This is a genomic window from Stenotrophomonas sp. YJH_SMC_21 (assembly GCF_059369555.1).
Map to the genome: position 1 here is coordinate 50,879 of NZ_JCAFSU010000019.1, position 15,604 is coordinate 66,482.

At 66.8% G+C, this 15,604-nt stretch carries 12 protein-coding genes; 7 read left to right on the forward strand and 5 right to left on the reverse strand.

Annotated features, from left to right (window positions below; translation table 11 throughout):
- Nucleotides 1-268: 268 nt before the first annotated feature.
- From AC5P67_RS18385 to AC5P67_RS18400, 4 genes are read right to left on the reverse strand one after another with little or no spacing between them, the layout of a single operon-like run.
- Nucleotides 269-982 (reverse strand): M15 family metallopeptidase, encoded by a 714-nt coding sequence (locus AC5P67_RS18385; RefSeq protein WP_087803659.1) that lies wholly within the window; start codon nucleotides 980-982, stop codon nucleotides 269-271.
- The gene (locus AC5P67_RS18390) at nucleotides 915-2,468 is read right to left on the reverse strand and encodes a serine hydrolase domain-containing protein (protein ID WP_111193619.1); all 1,554 of its coding nucleotides are present in this window, start codon (nucleotides 2,466-2,468) and stop codon (nucleotides 915-917) included. Before AC5P67_RS18390 ends, AC5P67_RS18385 begins: the two co-directional genes overlap by 68 nt.
- A gap of 55 nt (nucleotides 2,469-2,523) precedes the next feature.
- Nucleotides 2,524-5,547, reverse strand: coding sequence for a TonB-dependent receptor (locus AC5P67_RS18395; protein WP_012478953.1), 3,024 nt, complete (start codon nucleotides 5,545-5,547; stop codon nucleotides 2,524-2,526).
- Nucleotides 5,548-5,598: 51 nt separating this feature from the next.
- Nucleotides 5,599-7,071, reverse strand: a complete 1,473-nt coding sequence (locus AC5P67_RS18400; protein WP_049460875.1) for a transglutaminase-like domain-containing protein — start codon at nucleotides 7,069-7,071, stop codon at nucleotides 5,599-5,601.
- Between the two features lie 132 nt (nucleotides 7,072-7,203).
- On the opposite strand from AC5P67_RS18400, the gene AC5P67_RS18405 reads away from it, so the two are divergent.
- The 6 genes from AC5P67_RS18405 (at nucleotide 7,204) to AC5P67_RS18430 (ending at nucleotide 13,613) form a co-directional block, all read left to right on the forward strand.
- Entirely contained in the window at nucleotides 7,204-8,640 is a 1,437-nt protein-coding gene (locus tag AC5P67_RS18405) for a C40 family peptidase (RefSeq protein ID WP_111189100.1), read from the forward strand.
- Nucleotides 8,641-9,735, forward strand: a complete 1,095-nt coding sequence (locus AC5P67_RS18410; protein ID WP_111189101.1) for a dipeptide epimerase — start codon at nucleotides 8,641-8,643, stop codon at nucleotides 9,733-9,735.
- Nucleotides 9,736-10,255: 520 nt separating this feature from the next.
- Entirely contained in the window at nucleotides 10,256-11,104 is an 849-nt protein-coding gene (locus tag AC5P67_RS18415) for a MurR/RpiR family transcriptional regulator (RefSeq protein WP_005407816.1), read from the forward strand.
- A 15-nt stretch (nucleotides 11,105-11,119) separates the two neighbouring features.
- Nucleotides 11,120-11,881: a L,D-transpeptidase family protein gene (locus tag AC5P67_RS18420; RefSeq protein ID WP_495215061.1), complete on the forward strand. Its 762-nt coding sequence runs from the start codon at nucleotides 11,120-11,122 to the stop codon at nucleotides 11,879-11,881.
- Nucleotides 11,878-13,179 (forward strand): APC family permease, encoded by a 1,302-nt coding sequence (locus tag AC5P67_RS18425; RefSeq protein WP_005407814.1) that lies wholly within the window; start codon nucleotides 11,878-11,880, stop codon nucleotides 13,177-13,179. Before AC5P67_RS18420 ends, AC5P67_RS18425 begins: the two co-directional genes overlap by 4 nt.
- 110 nt (nucleotides 13,180-13,289) lie before the next feature.
- The gene (locus AC5P67_RS18430) at nucleotides 13,290-13,613 is read left to right on the forward strand and encodes a hypothetical protein (protein ID WP_005412038.1); all 324 of its coding nucleotides are present in this window, start codon (nucleotides 13,290-13,292) and stop codon (nucleotides 13,611-13,613) included.
- An 87-nt stretch (nucleotides 13,614-13,700) separates the two neighbouring features.
- On the opposite strand, the gene yiaA is transcribed toward AC5P67_RS18430, so the two are convergent.
- Nucleotides 13,701-14,153 carry an inner membrane protein YiaA gene (gene yiaA, locus AC5P67_RS18435; RefSeq protein ID WP_005407812.1) on the reverse strand — a complete coding sequence of 151 codons (453 nt, stop codon included), beginning with the start codon at nucleotides 14,151-14,153 and terminating at the stop codon, nucleotides 13,701-13,703.
- A gap of 168 nt (nucleotides 14,154-14,321) precedes the next feature.
- On the opposite strand from yiaA, the gene AC5P67_RS18440 reads away from it, so the two are divergent.
- Nucleotides 14,322-15,491, forward strand: coding sequence for a PQQ-dependent sugar dehydrogenase (locus AC5P67_RS18440; protein ID WP_012478946.1), 1,170 nt, complete (start codon nucleotides 14,322-14,324; stop codon nucleotides 15,489-15,491).
- Nucleotides 15,492-15,604: the final 113 nt, after the last annotated feature.

A 15,604-nucleotide genomic window follows, 5' to 3' on the forward strand; every position in this document is an offset into this window, starting at 1 on the left:
AAGCAGCCGACGAACAAAGAGCAGCCGAGCATGGACTCGGCTCTACAACGGACCGCGCGGGAAACTGTCAGAGGCTGGGCGGTGCCGGAGTGCGGGGTGTCAGCCGCATGGATGCGGCTGCCAAGCCTCCATGGACGGATTTACGGCGTCCCCGCACTCCGGCACCGCCCAGCCAACCCACGGAACGCACGCTGTTGCTGTTGCGTCTGATGTTGCCGGCCAGCGGCCGGCACTACCGCGGGTGCAGGGCGCAGCCCTGCCGATACCCCTACCGTACCGGGACGTCGTACGCGGTGCCGGGATCCGGTTCGGGCTGCAGGGTGTAGTGCCACCACTCCTGCGGATAGTTGACGAAGCCACGGCGCGCCATCGCCTGCACCAGCTGCTGGCGGTTCGCCTGCTGCACAGTGCTCAGCCCGCTCGTCCGGGTATGCGCGCGCGGGCCAAAGAAATCGAAGTCGGTGCCCATGTCCAGCGGCGTGCAGGCGCCAGTGCGGCAATCCAGCAGGCCAAGATCAACCGTGGCGCCACGACTATGGCCAGAACGCTCGGCGATGTAGCCGTCGGCAAGCAGCCGTGGCTTGTCCAGGTCCGGGTACTGCTGTGCCTTTCGCGAGAGTTCGCGCGGATCGTTCACCCAGGCCATGAAGGCCTGCACCGAGCGCACCGGCCGGTAGCAGTCGTAGAGGCGCAGGCCAAAGCCCTGCGCGCGCAGATCCTGTTCTACCTGCGCCAGCGCTTTCGCCACGGGCGCCAGCAGGTAGCAGGATGGCGCCTCATAGCCGGGCACGCGCGCGCCGGTGAAGTTGTTGGCATTGGCGTATCGGATGTCCATGTCGATGCCTGGCGACAACGTGCGGATCTCCACCAATCCGGCGCTGGCCGCATCAGTGGCCGGCGAAACGCGCGGTGGCTCAGCGGCGTTGGCGGTCGCCGCCAGGGCAGTCGCCAGTACGAGTGAAATGCAGGTCCTGGAAGTCATAGCTGAAGTCGATGTCAGGATCGATGGCGCGCAGGTCCAGTGTCGGCGCCGGGCCCTGGCCCGGCTGCAGCCACGCCTGCGCCTCGTCACCCAGCGTATCCCAGCGCAGCAGCCAGCGCCCCTGCAGTTGCAGCACGGCCGCTTGCAGCCTGGGCGACTTGTCCACGCTGAAGCGCAGGCCATCCTTGCCCGGGCACAGCGAAGCCGTGCCCAGCCAGGGGTCGGAGTAGCGGCCCTGCCAATGCGGCAGGTCATTGCCGCGTGCCGGCTGTGCGGCGGTGGTCGCTGGCCGTTGATGGCCAGATGCTGCCTGTGCTGCCCGGTCAGCCTTCAGTTCGGCCAGGTACTCCATCGCAGGGGGCGCATCGTCTGGTGCGGTGAAGCGCTTCAGCGTGGCCTGCATCAGCGCCGTGCGTGCATCCTCGCCTTCGCCGTTGATCAGCATCACCACGCCGACCCTGCGATCAGGAAGCAATGCCAGCGACGAGTACATGCCCGACAACGTGCCGGTATGCGCCACCTTCCACTGCCCGTCCATGTCCGACACCCGCCAGCCATATCCATAGCCGTAGAAATGCGCGTTGTCCCAGCGCCGCTGGCGTTCACCCAACGGCATCGGCATGTGCAGGGTCCACAGCGTGCGCCGCTGCTCGCTGCCCAGCCAGTCCGGCACCAGCGCGGGATCGAGCAGCACCTGCATCCAGCGTGTCATGTCGCGCAGCGAACAACGGATGCCTCCCGCCGCCATCGAGGGCAGGTCCGGGCTGATCGCAGCATCGGCGTTCACCACCTCGTTGCGTTCACCACGCCAGGCATGCGGCTGTGCCACGTTGCCCACGCGTTTCACCGACCACGCACCCACCTGGCAGCGCGTCATGCCCAGTGGTTCGAACACCTGCTCGCGCATCAGCTGGTCATACGGCTTGCCACCCGCTGCCGCCGCCACTTCGCCGGCCACCACATACATCAGGTTGTCGTAGGCGTAGTGACTGCGGAAGCTGCTGACCGGCTTGAGATGCGCCAAGCCGGCGATGATGTCGGCGCGGGTGAACGCGTTCGGCTCCGGCCACAGCATCAGGTCCCCGGCGCCCAGGCCAAGGCCACTGTTGTGGATCAGCAGGTCGCGCACCTGCATCTGCTCGCCCACCCACGCATCGTGCATGCGGAGGCCCGGCAGATGCCGCTGCACCGGATCATCCCAGCGCAGCGTGCCCTGCTGCACCAACCGCGCCAGCAACGCAGCGGTCATCGCCTTGCTGTTGGAAGCGATCTTGAACAGCGTGTCCTCGTCGATGCGGCCGCCATCGCCGCGCGCCCCCTCTGCATGGCGATGGACCAGCTGTCCGTTCTCGACCACCGCCAACGCCAGCCCGGGCAGATGCTCGGCCCGGACCACGGTCGCGATGTCGGCCTCGATGGCTGCACTGTCGGCCGACGAAGCGGACGGTGCGGCCAGTGCCGCCGCGAGGATCAGCAGGTGGTGCATGCGGGCAGCCCCTCCATTGCCCGCGCCGTCACGGTGGACGGCGCGGATCGTGGCCTCAGAAGTTCCAGGTCACCACCAGCTGGGTGTAGCGCGGTGCCTGCCAGCGCGTACCGGTAGCGAACGTCGCCTCGCGATACTGGCCGGGCTGCGCCTCGTAGCGCTGGTGCACGTTGATGGTCTTCTGGTTGTTGAACAGGTTGTACACCGACAACCGGGCGCTGAGGTCGATGCCCTCCACCGGCAGGCGCCAGGTGACGTTGGCGCCCATGGTCCAGGTCCACGGCAGGCGACCAAACGCGCCGCGCGGGCTGTACTCGAACTGGCGCTGGTTGTACGGGCCCGAACAGTTGGCCACGCACAGCCAACCGGTGCCACCACCACTGCCTTCACTGGACGTGCTGCCACCGGCGATGGAGTCGTTCGGCCACATCACGCCGTAGGCGGTGATCGGGCCACCGGACTGCACCTGCAGCGTGGTGCCGAACGACCACTGCTTGTTCAGCGCATACGCGGCACGCAGCTTGAACTGATGGCGGAAGTCGTTGAACAGAACACCATAGCGTTCATTGGTGGCCGGGTGGTCCCAGAACTGCACCATGCCGGTGTCGCCGTAGTTGGTATCGGAGTTCACCGGGCCTTCGAAGTTGCCCTCGCTCTTGGACCACAGATAGGACGCGTTGAACATCCACTTCTCGTCCCACGCACGGTCGATCTGGAACTCCAGCGCCTTGTAGGTGCGCTTGGGCTTGGAGTAACCGATCACCTCGCCACTGCCGCCCTTTCGATAGCCGCTGTTGGCGGTGTCGATGGTGATCCAGCCTTCGTTGGCGCAACCGATGCTCTTGTCGCCCCAGATCGTCAGGCTCTCGCCCGGGTTGGCGATCGGCCACAGCGTGCTGGGGGTCGGGCCGCACGGGGTGTAGTTGATGCGGATGTCATCCAGCGCGCGGGTCATGCGCCGGTAGGTGGCATTGACGCCCCACGACCAGGCCTGGTTGATCATGTTCTGGAAGCCCAGGATGTATTCGTCCTGGTAGACCGCCTTCAGGTCGCGGTCCACGCTCTGGCGCAGGTCGGCACCGCCGGTGTTCATGCGGGTGTCGGTCGGCCCGATCTGCTGGCCGACGATCGGTGCCATGTACGGCGAACCGGTCGGCGAGGTTTTCTGCTCCCAGCCGTTCAGCACGTAATAGCTGTATTCGTCGGTCAGGCCACCGGCGAAGTTCACGTTGATGTTGTTGGTGACCGGCAGGTAGTAACGGCCGGCGTTGCCGAACAGCTTGGTGCTGCCATCACCGCGCATGTCCCACGAGAAGCCGACGCGTGGCGCGATCAGGTCGTCCATCTTGATGAACGCCTTGCCGGCGGCGGTGCGGTTCTCGAAGCGGTCCCAGCGCACGCCGAGGTTCAGCATCAGGTTCGGGGTGATGTTCCAGATGTCCTCCAGATAGAAGGCATTGGCCTCGGTCTCGAAGGTGCCGCCGGAGCGGCGGTTGCGAGCGCGCAGCATCTCGGTGACGCCAGCCGGTACGTAGGCGTTGGCGCCATCCCACACTTCATCGCCGGGGCGCGCCACGTAGGCGGTGTAGCTCAGCTCGGTCGGCCCTGGATAACGGGTGGACTGCTTGGTGGTCATCAGTTCGCGGTCGACACCGAAGCGCAGCAGGTGATCACCGAGCTGCCATTCGAAATCCAGGCGCGCGACATCGCGGGTGTCATCGCGCTCGGCCACCGCCGCGCCGGTCGGGTGGCAGCCCGCGCGCAGCCCCTGCAGCTTGCCCAGCCGCGGGCCGTAGGTGCTGTCGGTGAACACCGGGCTGCAGGCCTGGTCCAGCGACGAATTGGTGAAGGCACGCTGCTTGTTCTGGCCGACCATGGCGCGCGCGGTGAAATTCTGGCCGAAGTGGCCGGTGTAGGTGGCCGACCAGTTGCGGCCGCCGGTCTCGGTGACCGAGTCGCCGCCCCATGAACCGATCCGGTCCGCATTCCAGTTGTAGCCGTACGACGCGTTGGTGACATCGCCCTCGTCGGAGAACGCCAGCAGCGCCAGGCTATGGTTGTCGTTGATGTTCCAGTCCAGCTTGGTGCCCCAGAAGCCGTTGCCGGAGTCGTTCTTGAACCAGGTACTGCCATCGGACGAGGTGTTGTGGCCCTTGTCGCTGCGGTCCTCGTACATCGCGAACAGGAACAGCTTGTCCTTGACGATCGGCCCCGAACCCCAGACGTTGGTCTTCAGGAAGGAGTTGTTGTCGCGGCTTCCGTAGGAATGCGGGGTGCCGTCGCGGTGGAAATGATCGCCGCCACTGGCGCGCCACGCACTGGGCTCGGCGGTGACTTCAACGCCGCCTTCGAACTCGTTGCTGCCCGAACGGGTCACTGCATTGATCACGCCACCGGTGGAGCGGCCGAACTCGACCGAGTAGCCACCGGTCTTGACCTGGAATTCCTTGAAGAAGGCGAACGGCGCGGTGCTGAAGCCACGACGGGTATACATGTCGGTGACATTCAGGCCGTTGATGAAGACCGCATTCTCGGCCACCGATGAACCGGCGAACGACAGGCCTCCGAATGACGAGTTGCCGCCGACCACGCCCGGCGCCATCAGCGCGACCGCGGACAGGTCCTGCGCTACCGGCAGCCGCGAGATCTCCTGGCGGTTGATGTTGAACGAGGTTTCGGTGGAGTACACATCCACGCGGTTGACCACGCGGGTGCCAACCACCTGCAGTGCATCCAGGTTGGTGACACCGCCGCCGCTGCCAAGGTTGACCGTGGTGGTACCGCCGACGGCAACGCTCACCGATACCTGGTCGCCCAGCTTCTGGCCATCGCGGCTGAGCTGCAGCTGGTAGTCGCCCACCGGCAGCTGGCCGAGGCGGTAGCTGCCATCGGCGCCTACGGTGACGGTACGGGTCAGGCCGGTGCTGCTGCTGACCACGGTCACCTGGTCACCGGCGGTTGCACGGCCGGCGACTGCACCGCTCACGTTCTGTGCCATCGCGATGCCGGGCAGCACTACGCCCAGACACGCCCCGAGGGCGACGCACAACGCCGCCCGCTTGATGCTGTAAGCCTTCATCCCCTGCTCTCTCCTGCAAGAATTGAATGGTGTGGAATGCGATGTGTCGCGCTAGCGTTGCCTGGCTGGCAGTACCCGCCACTGGAAGTCGTAGCTCCATTGGTCGAAGTACAGGTTGCCGCCTGCCCACTCGGCCTCGCCGCGCTGCGAGTCGACCGTTTCCGAGCGGAAGTGCTGCTTGGCCGGCACGAAGGGCTGGCCGAAATCGTCGTTGAAAGCAATGCGGTAGCCGTCGAGGCCACCCAGATAGAAATCGCGCAGTGCCGGCACATCGCTGGCAAGCGCGCCGGTGGTCACGTCCATCGGCAGCCAGCCGTATGGCGCCAGGTAGACCTGTCCCCAGTCATGCAGGTTGTTGTAGCCGCTGCCGTCGCTGGAGAACACCATGCCCGACTGCCAGCGTGCAGGAATGCCGTTCATGCGCAGCAGCGCGATCAGCAGCAGGGTCTGCTGCCCGCAATCCGCATGGCCGGCGCGCAGCGCATGATCACTGATGTTGCTGAGCGTCGAGTATTCGCGCGCACCGGCCCATGGAATGCGGTCCACGGCGGCAAACAGCTTGCGCACCACTTCATAGGGGCGCGTCTCGCCCTGCAGCACCTGCTCGGAGAACAGCTTCAGCGCCGGGGTGAAACGCACATGCGGCAGCTGCTCGGCCAGATAGGGCTTCAATGCGGGATCATTCGGGGTGGCCTGCACCTTCGCAGGATCGATCGCGGTGTGTCGCGCGAAGACCGTTACCGCATAGCGGATCTCGAACCGGGTCGGCTTGCCGGCTACGGCTTTGGCTTCCAGGTAGGCGGTGCGCTGCAGGGTACTGGCCGGTGCCACCCGTGCCTTGCCCGGGGCGCTGCCCAGCCACTGCACCTGTTCCTGCTGGCCCGGGATCTCGCGCGGGTATGGAATCCAGGCGCGTACGGTTTCACCCGCCGGGACGGCATCGGCTTTCACCGTGAGCGACTGGGTGAACTCAATGCGCTGCGGCAGTACGGACGCCTGGCCACTCTGTTCGGCTGCGGCAAGCACGCGCGCGTGGTGCGCGTTGAGCACTTCGTTCGGGCCCGGCGGTGACATCGGTGCATCCGCGCGGCGGCGTGCGCGTGCTTCGTCACTGAGCAGGAACAGGTTCGACGGTGCGCGCTTGAAATACCAACGCGTACCATCGATATCGAGATGCTCGATCAGGCCGAGTTGATCCCACCGCGCGAACTCCTCGTCGGTCAGGTCGGGAATCCAGCGGCGCACGGCCGCCTTGGCGGCGGTTTCGTCGAGGGAAAAATCCTGGCGGATGCGGCGCATGCGCTCACGCTGGAACGCGCCTTCGGCAGCATCGCTCCCGGTCGCCAGCAGCGCATCGGCGTCGCTGAAGCGGCCGCTGTCGATCAGGTCGATCACCTGCGTTTCGCGCGCCCGCTGCTGGCTGCTGCGCCCGTCTGCCGCCTGCGTGGCCGACGCCCACAGCAGCAGCGCGGCACACAGGCCGGCAGCAGCAGGCAGACGCGGTTTGCGAACGGCAGGATCCACAGCGACACTTCCCCAGCGCGGGTGGTAACGGCTGTGTAACACGGGCCGGGATGCCGGTCAATAATTTATTCTTGCTTTCGATGCCAAAAGGAATAAATATTCCAACAGGCATTCGAGGAGGGTGTGCACCGCATGAGCCTGGCTTCCCGCGAACCGCACCGGCGTTGGCCGCGCCGGTTGACCCTGGCCCTGTGCCTGCTGGCCGCACCGGCCTTTGCACAGGCGGCACCGCCGCCCGACCCGGGTGCGCCGCTGCCCTATGTGATCGGCCTGCACGAGGCCTACCTCACCCCGCAGTACTGGGCCGCGCGCCTGGACAACGCTGATGCGCCGATTCTGGATCGCACACAGATCGAGGCGCAGAACGCGCGGATGCGTGCGCAGGACAGCCATATCCAGGACATCGCCACACTGCCCGCCCAGCTTGATGCGGCGACGGTGCGTGCCAGCATCAGCGCGCTGTCCAGCTGGCCCACGCGTGCACTGTTCAACGAGACGGGCCAGGCCATCGCCCCCGCGCTGCGCAGCGGCATCGAAGCCAACCTCGGCCTCGATGCGATTCCTGCCCAGGTGGCACCGGCCTACGGGCTGGTGGTGAAGCGCGCGGCACTGCGTACCTTCCCCACCCGCGAGCGCGTCTTCAGCACCACCGGTGATACCGACATCGACCGCTTCCAGGAATCGGCGCTGTTCCCCGGCGACAAGGTCGCGGTGGTTCACCGCAGTGCCGACGGCCGCTGGCTGTTCGTGCACAGCGAGCGCTACAGCGCGTGGATCGAAGCCGATGCCATCGCCAGCGGCGACAAGGCCACGGTGCTCGGCTACGGCGCGAAGGGCCCGTACCGCATTGTCACCGGCGCCACCGCGCAGACCGTCTACACCCCGGAGGAACCGCGCGTATCGCGCCTGCAGCTGGACATGGGCGTGCGCCTGCCGGTGCTGGCCGACTGGCCTGCGTCAGAGCCGGTGAACGGCCAGCAGGCGCATGCCTCGTGGGTGGTGCAGTTGCCGGTGCGCGAGGCCGATGGGCGTCTGAAGCTCGTACCGGCGCTGCTGCCGCGCTCGCAGGACACCGCCGCCGACTACCTGCCACTGACCCCGCGCCTGCTGCTGCAGCAGGCCTTCAAGTTCCTGGGCGAACGCTACGGCTGGGGCCATGACTACGACACCCGTGACTGCAGCGGGTTCGTCTCCGAGATCTACCGCAGCTTCGGCGTGCTGCTGCCGCGCAATACCAGTGCACAGGCGGTCAGCCCGGCACTGGATCGCCTGCCGTTCACCGACAAGGTCGGCAAGGCCGCGCGCGACCGTGCGGTCACCGAACTACAGGTCGGCGACCTGGTCTACATCCCCGGCCACGTGATGATGGCCATTGGCCACGTCGACGGCCGCACCTGGGTGATCCACGATACGGCGGGCGGCAGCTGGTTCGGTGCCGATGGCAGACGTGTGCAGGCCCATCTCAATGGTGTTTCGGTCACGCCGCTGGAGCCGATGATGGCCAGCGATACCGTCCGCTACATCGACCGCATCACCAACATCCAGCGCCTGCGGGCCAAGACCCCCTGAATGAAGATCACTGCCATCGAACTGGGCATGCTGCGCGTGCCGCTGAAGACGCCGTTCAAGACTGCCCTGCGCACGGTGGAAACCGTGGAAGACGTGGTCGTACTGATCCGCACCGACACCGGCAACACCGGTTACGGTGAAGCCCCGGCCACCGCGGTGATCACCGGCGATACGCACGGCTCGATCATCGAAGCGATCCGCCACTTCATCGCCCCGCGCCTGATCGGCCAGGACGTGGTCAACCTCAACCGTCTGTGCACGCTGGTGCAGACCGCGATGGAGCGCAACACCAGCGCCAAGGCAGCGGTGGAGATCGCGCTGTACGACCTGTGGGCGCAGCTGCACGGTGCGCCGCTGTACCAGATGCTCGGTGGTGGCGACCCGGTGATCACCACCGACATCACCATCAGCGTGGACTACATCGACAAGATGGTGGCCGATTCGCTTTCGGCGATCGAACGCGGCTTCGAGTCGCTGAAGATCAAGGTCGGCAAGGACATCGGCCTGGACATCGAACGGGTCAAGGCGATCCATGCCGCCGTGGAAGGCCGCGCCCTGCTGCGACTGGATGCCAACCAGGGCTGGACCGCCAAGCAGGCGGTGCATGCGATGCGTACGCTGGAAGAGGCCGGCGTGGTACTGGAGCTGCTGGAGCAGCCGGTGAAAGCCGCCGATATCAGCGGGCTGAAGTACGTCACCGATCGCGTCAACACGCCGGTGATGGCCGATGAAAGCGTGTTCAGCCCCAGCCAGGTGATGGACCTGATCCAGCAGCGCGCGGCCGACATCATCAACATCAAGCTGATGAAGACCGGCGGCCTGTCCAACGCGATCCGCATCGCCGACACCGCCGGCATCTACGGCGTGCCGTGCATGATCGGCTGCATGATCGAGTCGAGCATCAGCGTGGCTGCCGCCGTGCACCTGGCCGTGGCCAAGAGTGATGTGATCACCAAGGTTGACCTCGACGGTCCCTCGCTGGGCCAGTTCGACCCGGTTAGCGGCGGCGTGCATTTCAACGAATCGGAGATCAGCATCAGCGACGTACCGGGGCTGGGCATTACTGAGGTGCGTGGGCTGGAGATGCTGGGTTGAACCGCACAGTCGAGCATGGCTCGACTCTACAGCGGCCACGGGTGACTGACGCTTGGTCGCGCGTTACTTTTCTTTCCGCGGAAAGAAAAGTAACCAAAAGAAACGCTCCGCCGGCCGCGAGCCGACGTGCTGCGCACGCCGGTACCCTGCGCTCCTCGGTCCGTCGAGGGACGGCGCGGAACTCGCTGCGCTCAAACACCCGCGCCTCTTCGCCCTCGCCGGACCTGCGGTGCTCGGCTCGCTTGAAGGCGGACTCAACGACAGCTCCGGGTAGATCCACGCCACGCGTGGATGCTCCTGCTTCTGCTCTACCTCGTATCCTCTTCGCGGCTGGCACGCGCGCGATCTGTCCGGGGTCGGGCGGGCGGGGCTTGCGGGGGTGTCCGCCGCATGGATGCGGCGGCCAAGCCTACACGGACGTACTTGCGGCGTCCCCCGCAAACCCCGCCCGCCCGAGCCACCACATAATCTGCTCTATGCTGCCAACCGCAACGCGCCTACACATGCCCGGACACCCCGCATGCCGCCCCTGCTGAAGATCCGTTCCGAGCGCGGGCAGATGTCGGCCATCGAGCGCCGCATCGCCGACTTCATCCTCGACAACGCCCACCTGCTGCGCGACTACTCGTCCCAGCAGCTGGCCAGCGCGCTGGGCATCAGCCAGTCCAGCGTGGTGAAGTTCAGCCAGAAGCTCGGCTTCAAGGGCTACCCGGACCTGAAGTACTCCATCGGCCAGGATGTCGCCCGTGCTGGCGCCGATCCGCAGCAGGCCCCCAGCGAACCCGACAGCGGCGACGACTACCTGCGCCTGGGCGACACCCTGCGCCGCAGCAAGGCACAGGCCGAAGAGGAAACCCGCCAGGCCAACCCACGCGAGGAAATCGAGCGCATCGTGCAGCTGCTCGACGGCGCGCCCAAGCTGTTCGTGTACGGCCTGGGTGACGACGGCCTGTATGCCCGCGAGTTCGCCATGCGGCTGTCGCTGCTCGGCCTGCTGGTGGTGCCACATACCGACCCGATCCTGATGCTGGCCAACCTGTCGGCCGCGCGCCCCGGTGATGCGCTGCTGGTGTTCTCCGAATTCGGCAACCTGCCTCAGCTTTCGCAGCTGTCGCGCCAGTTCCAGGACATGGGTGGCAAGGTGATTTCCATCACCCGCCATACCGCCAACCCGCTGCGCGCGCATGCTGACGCAGCGCTGGTGGTGTGTGCGCACGAGCGCACGCCGCAGGTCGCGCAGCTGCTGTACCGTAGCGCCATGCACGCCCTGCTCGATTTCCTGTTCGTGCTGCTCTGCCACACCAATCCGGACCGCCAGCAGCAGCTGGCGGTGAACCTGGAGCGGATCGACCACCTGCTGGATTCCTGACCGGAGCACCTGTTGATGAAATCGCTGGTCCGTCTCGCTACCGCTGCACTGCTGCTTGCCGCGGCGGTATCCGTCCACGCTGCGCCGCTGCAGGGTGCGCGCCAGCTGATCGTGGTCACCAGCGAAAGCTGGGACAGCACACAGGGCCAGCTGCAGGCCTACGTGCGTGATGGCAAGGGCTGGCACGCACATGGAGAGGCGTTCCCGGTGGCACTGGGCCGCACCGGCAGCGCCTGGGGCCTGGGCCTGCACCCGGCGCAGGCCGATGGCCCGCAGAAGCAGGAAGGCGATGGCCGCAGCCCGGCAGGCGTGTTCACGCTCGGCAGCGCGTTCGGCTATGCCGTCACCCGCCCCGGCACCGCCATGCCCTACCAGCCGATGCTCGACAGCAGCTACTGCATGGATGTGCCGGCGTCGCCGTTCTACAACCGCATCGTCGACGCGAAGAAGGTCGGCAAGGCAGCTGTGGAAGGCTCCACCGAGCCGATGCGGCTGGATCTGCACAACAAGGGCGACGTGCGTTACCAGGAGGGCTTCGTGATCGCCCACAACCCAGACAACCAGCCCGGCAAGGGCAGCTGCATCTTCGCCCATCTGTGGCGCCAACCCGGTGAGGCCACGGCCGGCTGCACCGCCATGCCGCAGGCCCGCATGCAGGCCCTGCTGGACTGGTTGCGGCCGCAGGATGCGCCGCGCTTCGTGCTGCTGCCGCGCGCCGAGTACACGCGCCTGCAGGCCCAGTGGCAACTGCCCGCACTGCGCGGAGACGCCCGTTGAGCGCGCAGGACGAACCGCAGCTGCAGCGCGCGGTCAGCCGCTGGCAGATCGTCGGCCTGTCGATCAACGATGTGATCGGCAGCGGCATCTACCTGCTGCCGGCCGCCACCGTCGCTCTGCTCGGCCCCTTCAGCCTGTGGGGCGTGGTCGCCGCCGGCATCGTGGTCGCCCTGCTGGTGCTGTGCTACGCGCAGGCCGCCAGCTACTTCGATGAGCCCGGTGGCAGCTACCTGTATGCACGCGAGGCGTTCGGGCGCTTCGCCGGGTTTGAGATCGGCTGGATGATCTGGCTGACCCGCATCAGCTCGGCGGCCGCACTCAGCAACGCGCTGGCCGATGCGGTCGCGCGCTTCTGGCCGTGGGCCGGTGCCGGCATGGGGCGCATCGCGGTGATCGTGGTGTCGCTGGGCTTCCTCACCGGCGTCAACATCATCGGCGTGCGCTCGGCTGCGCGCACCGGCGTGGTGCTGGTGATCGGCAAGATGTTGCCGCTGCTGCTGTTCGTGGCCATCGGTGCGTTCTACATCGACCCGCAGCTGGCGTTCTCCGGCCAGCGCCCGGACCCGCACGACCTGCAGCGCATGGGCGAAGCTGCCCTGCTGCTGCTGTACGCCTACGCCGGCTTCGAGAACATCCCGGCCGCCGCCGGCGAGTACCGTAATCCGCGTCGCGATATTCCGTTCGCGCTGATCACCATGATCATCACCGTCACCGTCATCTACGGCGCGGTGCAGGTGGTGGCACAGGGCACGCTGGCCGGCCTGGCCAGCTCGGCCACGCCGCTGGCCGATGCCGCTGCCGGCTTCGGCGGCGAAGCACTGGCGCTGATCCTCACCGTAGGCGCGACCATCTCCATCCTCGGCACCAACAGCAACACGATGATGATGGGCCCGCGCTTCCTGTTCGCACTGGCCCGCGATGGCTATGGGCCGAAGATCCTGGCGCAGGTGCATCCGCGCTTCCACACGCCAGCCGCGTCGATCCTGTGCCAGGGTTTGATCGCGCTGGGCCTGGCCCTGTCCGGTTCGTTCGTGCAGCTGGCCCTGCTGTCGATGACCACGCGCCTGTTCGCCTACATCGGAACGGCCGCTGCGGTACTGGTGCTGGCCAAGCGCTATGCGGACCGGCCGGGCGCACTGAAACTGCCGGGTGGCCCGCTGATTCCGGTACTCGCGCTGCTGCTGTGCCTGGCGCTGTTCGCCAGTGCCAGCTGGCAGAACATCGCTGCTGCGCTGGTGGCGTTCGCCATCGGCGCGGTGATCTACAAGCTGCCGCGAAAAGATGCCGACGCCGGATGACCGATAGCGCCGGGCCATGCCCGGCGGATTGATCTGGTGATCACGCTGCCGGACCGGGCCGTTAACCGCCACGCAGGCAGGATCAGGCTTCGTCCACAACGGAGCCTTCCATGACCGAGTACCAGATCCCCGGCCGCGTACCGGACGACAGCACGCCGCGCGATGCGGTCAGCAACTACTGGCGCGAACGCTACACCGCCGAACCGTACTACGACGACCAGCTGTTCTTCGAGGACTATGAACCGGCCTACCGCATCGGCCATGCCGCGCGTGCGCAGGACATGATCCGCGCCTACGAACAGGTCGAAGCTGAACTGGAGTCGCGCTGGGCCAGCGAGCGTGGCCGCAGCCGGCTGGAATGGGCGCAGGCACGCAATGCCGTGCGCCGTGGCTGGGAGGACGCGCAGCAGGCGGATCCGCTGTTGAAGCGATAGCGCCACGCTTTTGTCGGGCCGAGCCTACGCTCGGCTCGACTCCGCAAACGCCGCGGGACAGCCGAGCATGGGCCCGGCTCTACACATTCACTCCTGTTCCGGCAGCGGCGGCACGACCGCGCTGCGCTTGCTCTCACCGCCACCGGCGGCGATCAGGTCGCGGGTGTTCTTCTGCACCGCCACCGCGCCGAACAGCGACAGTGCATACGCCATGCCGTAGAAGCCCTTCTCGCTCGGTGCCAGCGTGGCATTCCACAGGCCAACCAGCAGCAGCATCAACGCCGACAGCAGTGCGAACCAGCACAGCGCGTAGTACAGGCCACTCACCGGAATGCCCTCGACGCGGTCACGCACGCTCTTCTGCAGCGACACCGCCGCGAACAGGCCGAACAGCAGCAGGGTCAGGTAGTAGCCCTTTTCGTTGAGCGCCATCGTGGCGTTGAACAGACCGATCAGGTAGGCCGCCGCACCCAGCAGCAGGGCCACCCATGAGGCGGCGATGAAGGCGGTGGAGGGCTTGTGGGGCATGGCAGTGTTCATTGCAGATCCTTGGCAGGCAGACGGGCACGCTTTGCCCGGGCGTGCCCACCCTAGACGATCCCGCCGCGCTCGCACAGGGGTCGCAGGACCTTCGGGCCACGACGCTCACGGCGCCGGTGGTATACAAGGGACAGCCCGGCCATCCGCATCCCCGCACTGGAGATACCCATGACCCGCACGCCCCTGCTGCTCGCCCTCGGCCTGGTGCCGATCCTTGCCACCTCCGCCTGCAATGCCGCCGACCCGGCCGCCAACGGCGCCCAGACCGCAGCGCCCGCAGCCTCCACCACTGCCGACCAGCGCCCGTTCACCGCCACCGAAATCAGCCGGTTCGACCAGCCGTGGGCGATGACCTTCCTGCCGGACGGCAGCCTGCTGGTCACCGAAAAGCGCGGCAAGCTGCAGCACCTGGACCTGGCCAGCGGCCAGAAGCATGAGATCACCGGCGTTCCGAAGGTCGCTTACGGCGGCCAGGGCGGCTTCGGTGACGTGATCCTGCACCCGCAATTCGCGAGCAACCACGTGATCTACCTCAGCTATGCCGAGGAAGGCACGCTGGACACCCGCGGCGCTGCCGTGGCCCGTGCCACGCTGGCGCTGGATGCCAACGGTGCCGGCCAGCTGAAGGACCTGAAGGTGATCTGGCGACAGAGCCCGAAGGTGAGTGGTGAAGGCCACTACGGCCATCGCCTTGCTTTCGGCCCGGACGGCAAGCTGTGGATCAGCTCCAGCGAGCGCCAGAAGTTCGATCCGGCGCAGGACATGGGCGGCAACCTCGGCAAGATCATCCGCCTCAACGATGATGGCAGCCTGCCCGCCGACAACCCGTTCGCCTCGCAGGGCGGCGTGGCCGCGCAGGTGTGGTCACTGGGCCACCGCAACATCCTCGGCATGGCCTTCGATGCCAACGGCAAGCTGTGGGCACACGAGATGGGCCCGGCCGGCGGTGACGAACTGAACCTGATCGTGCGCGGCGCCAACTACGGCTACCCGATCGTTTCCAATGGTGACCATTACGACGGCCGGCCGATTCCCGACCACGACACGCGCCCGGAATTCGCCGCGCCGAAGGTGACCTGGACGCCAGTGATCTCGCCGGCCGGCTTCGTGATCTACAGCGGCAACCTGTTCCCGCAGTGGAAGGGCAGCGGCTTCATCGGCGGCCTGTCGTCGACCTCGCTGGTGCGTGTGGCGTTTGATGGCGACAGCGCGCGCGAAGCCGAACGCTTCAACATGGGCGAGCGCATCCGCGAAGTGGAACAGGGCCCGGATGGCGCCCTGTGGCTGCTGGAAGACGGCAGCAAGGCGCGCCTGCTGAAGCTCACCCCGAAGACCTGATGCCCGCCGGTGCCGGGCGCTGGCCGGCACCTGGATCCTTCCGACATCCTGCGGTTGCCGGCCAGCGGCCGGCACCACCTTGCCAAACGGCCCCGCACGCGGGGCCGTCTGCG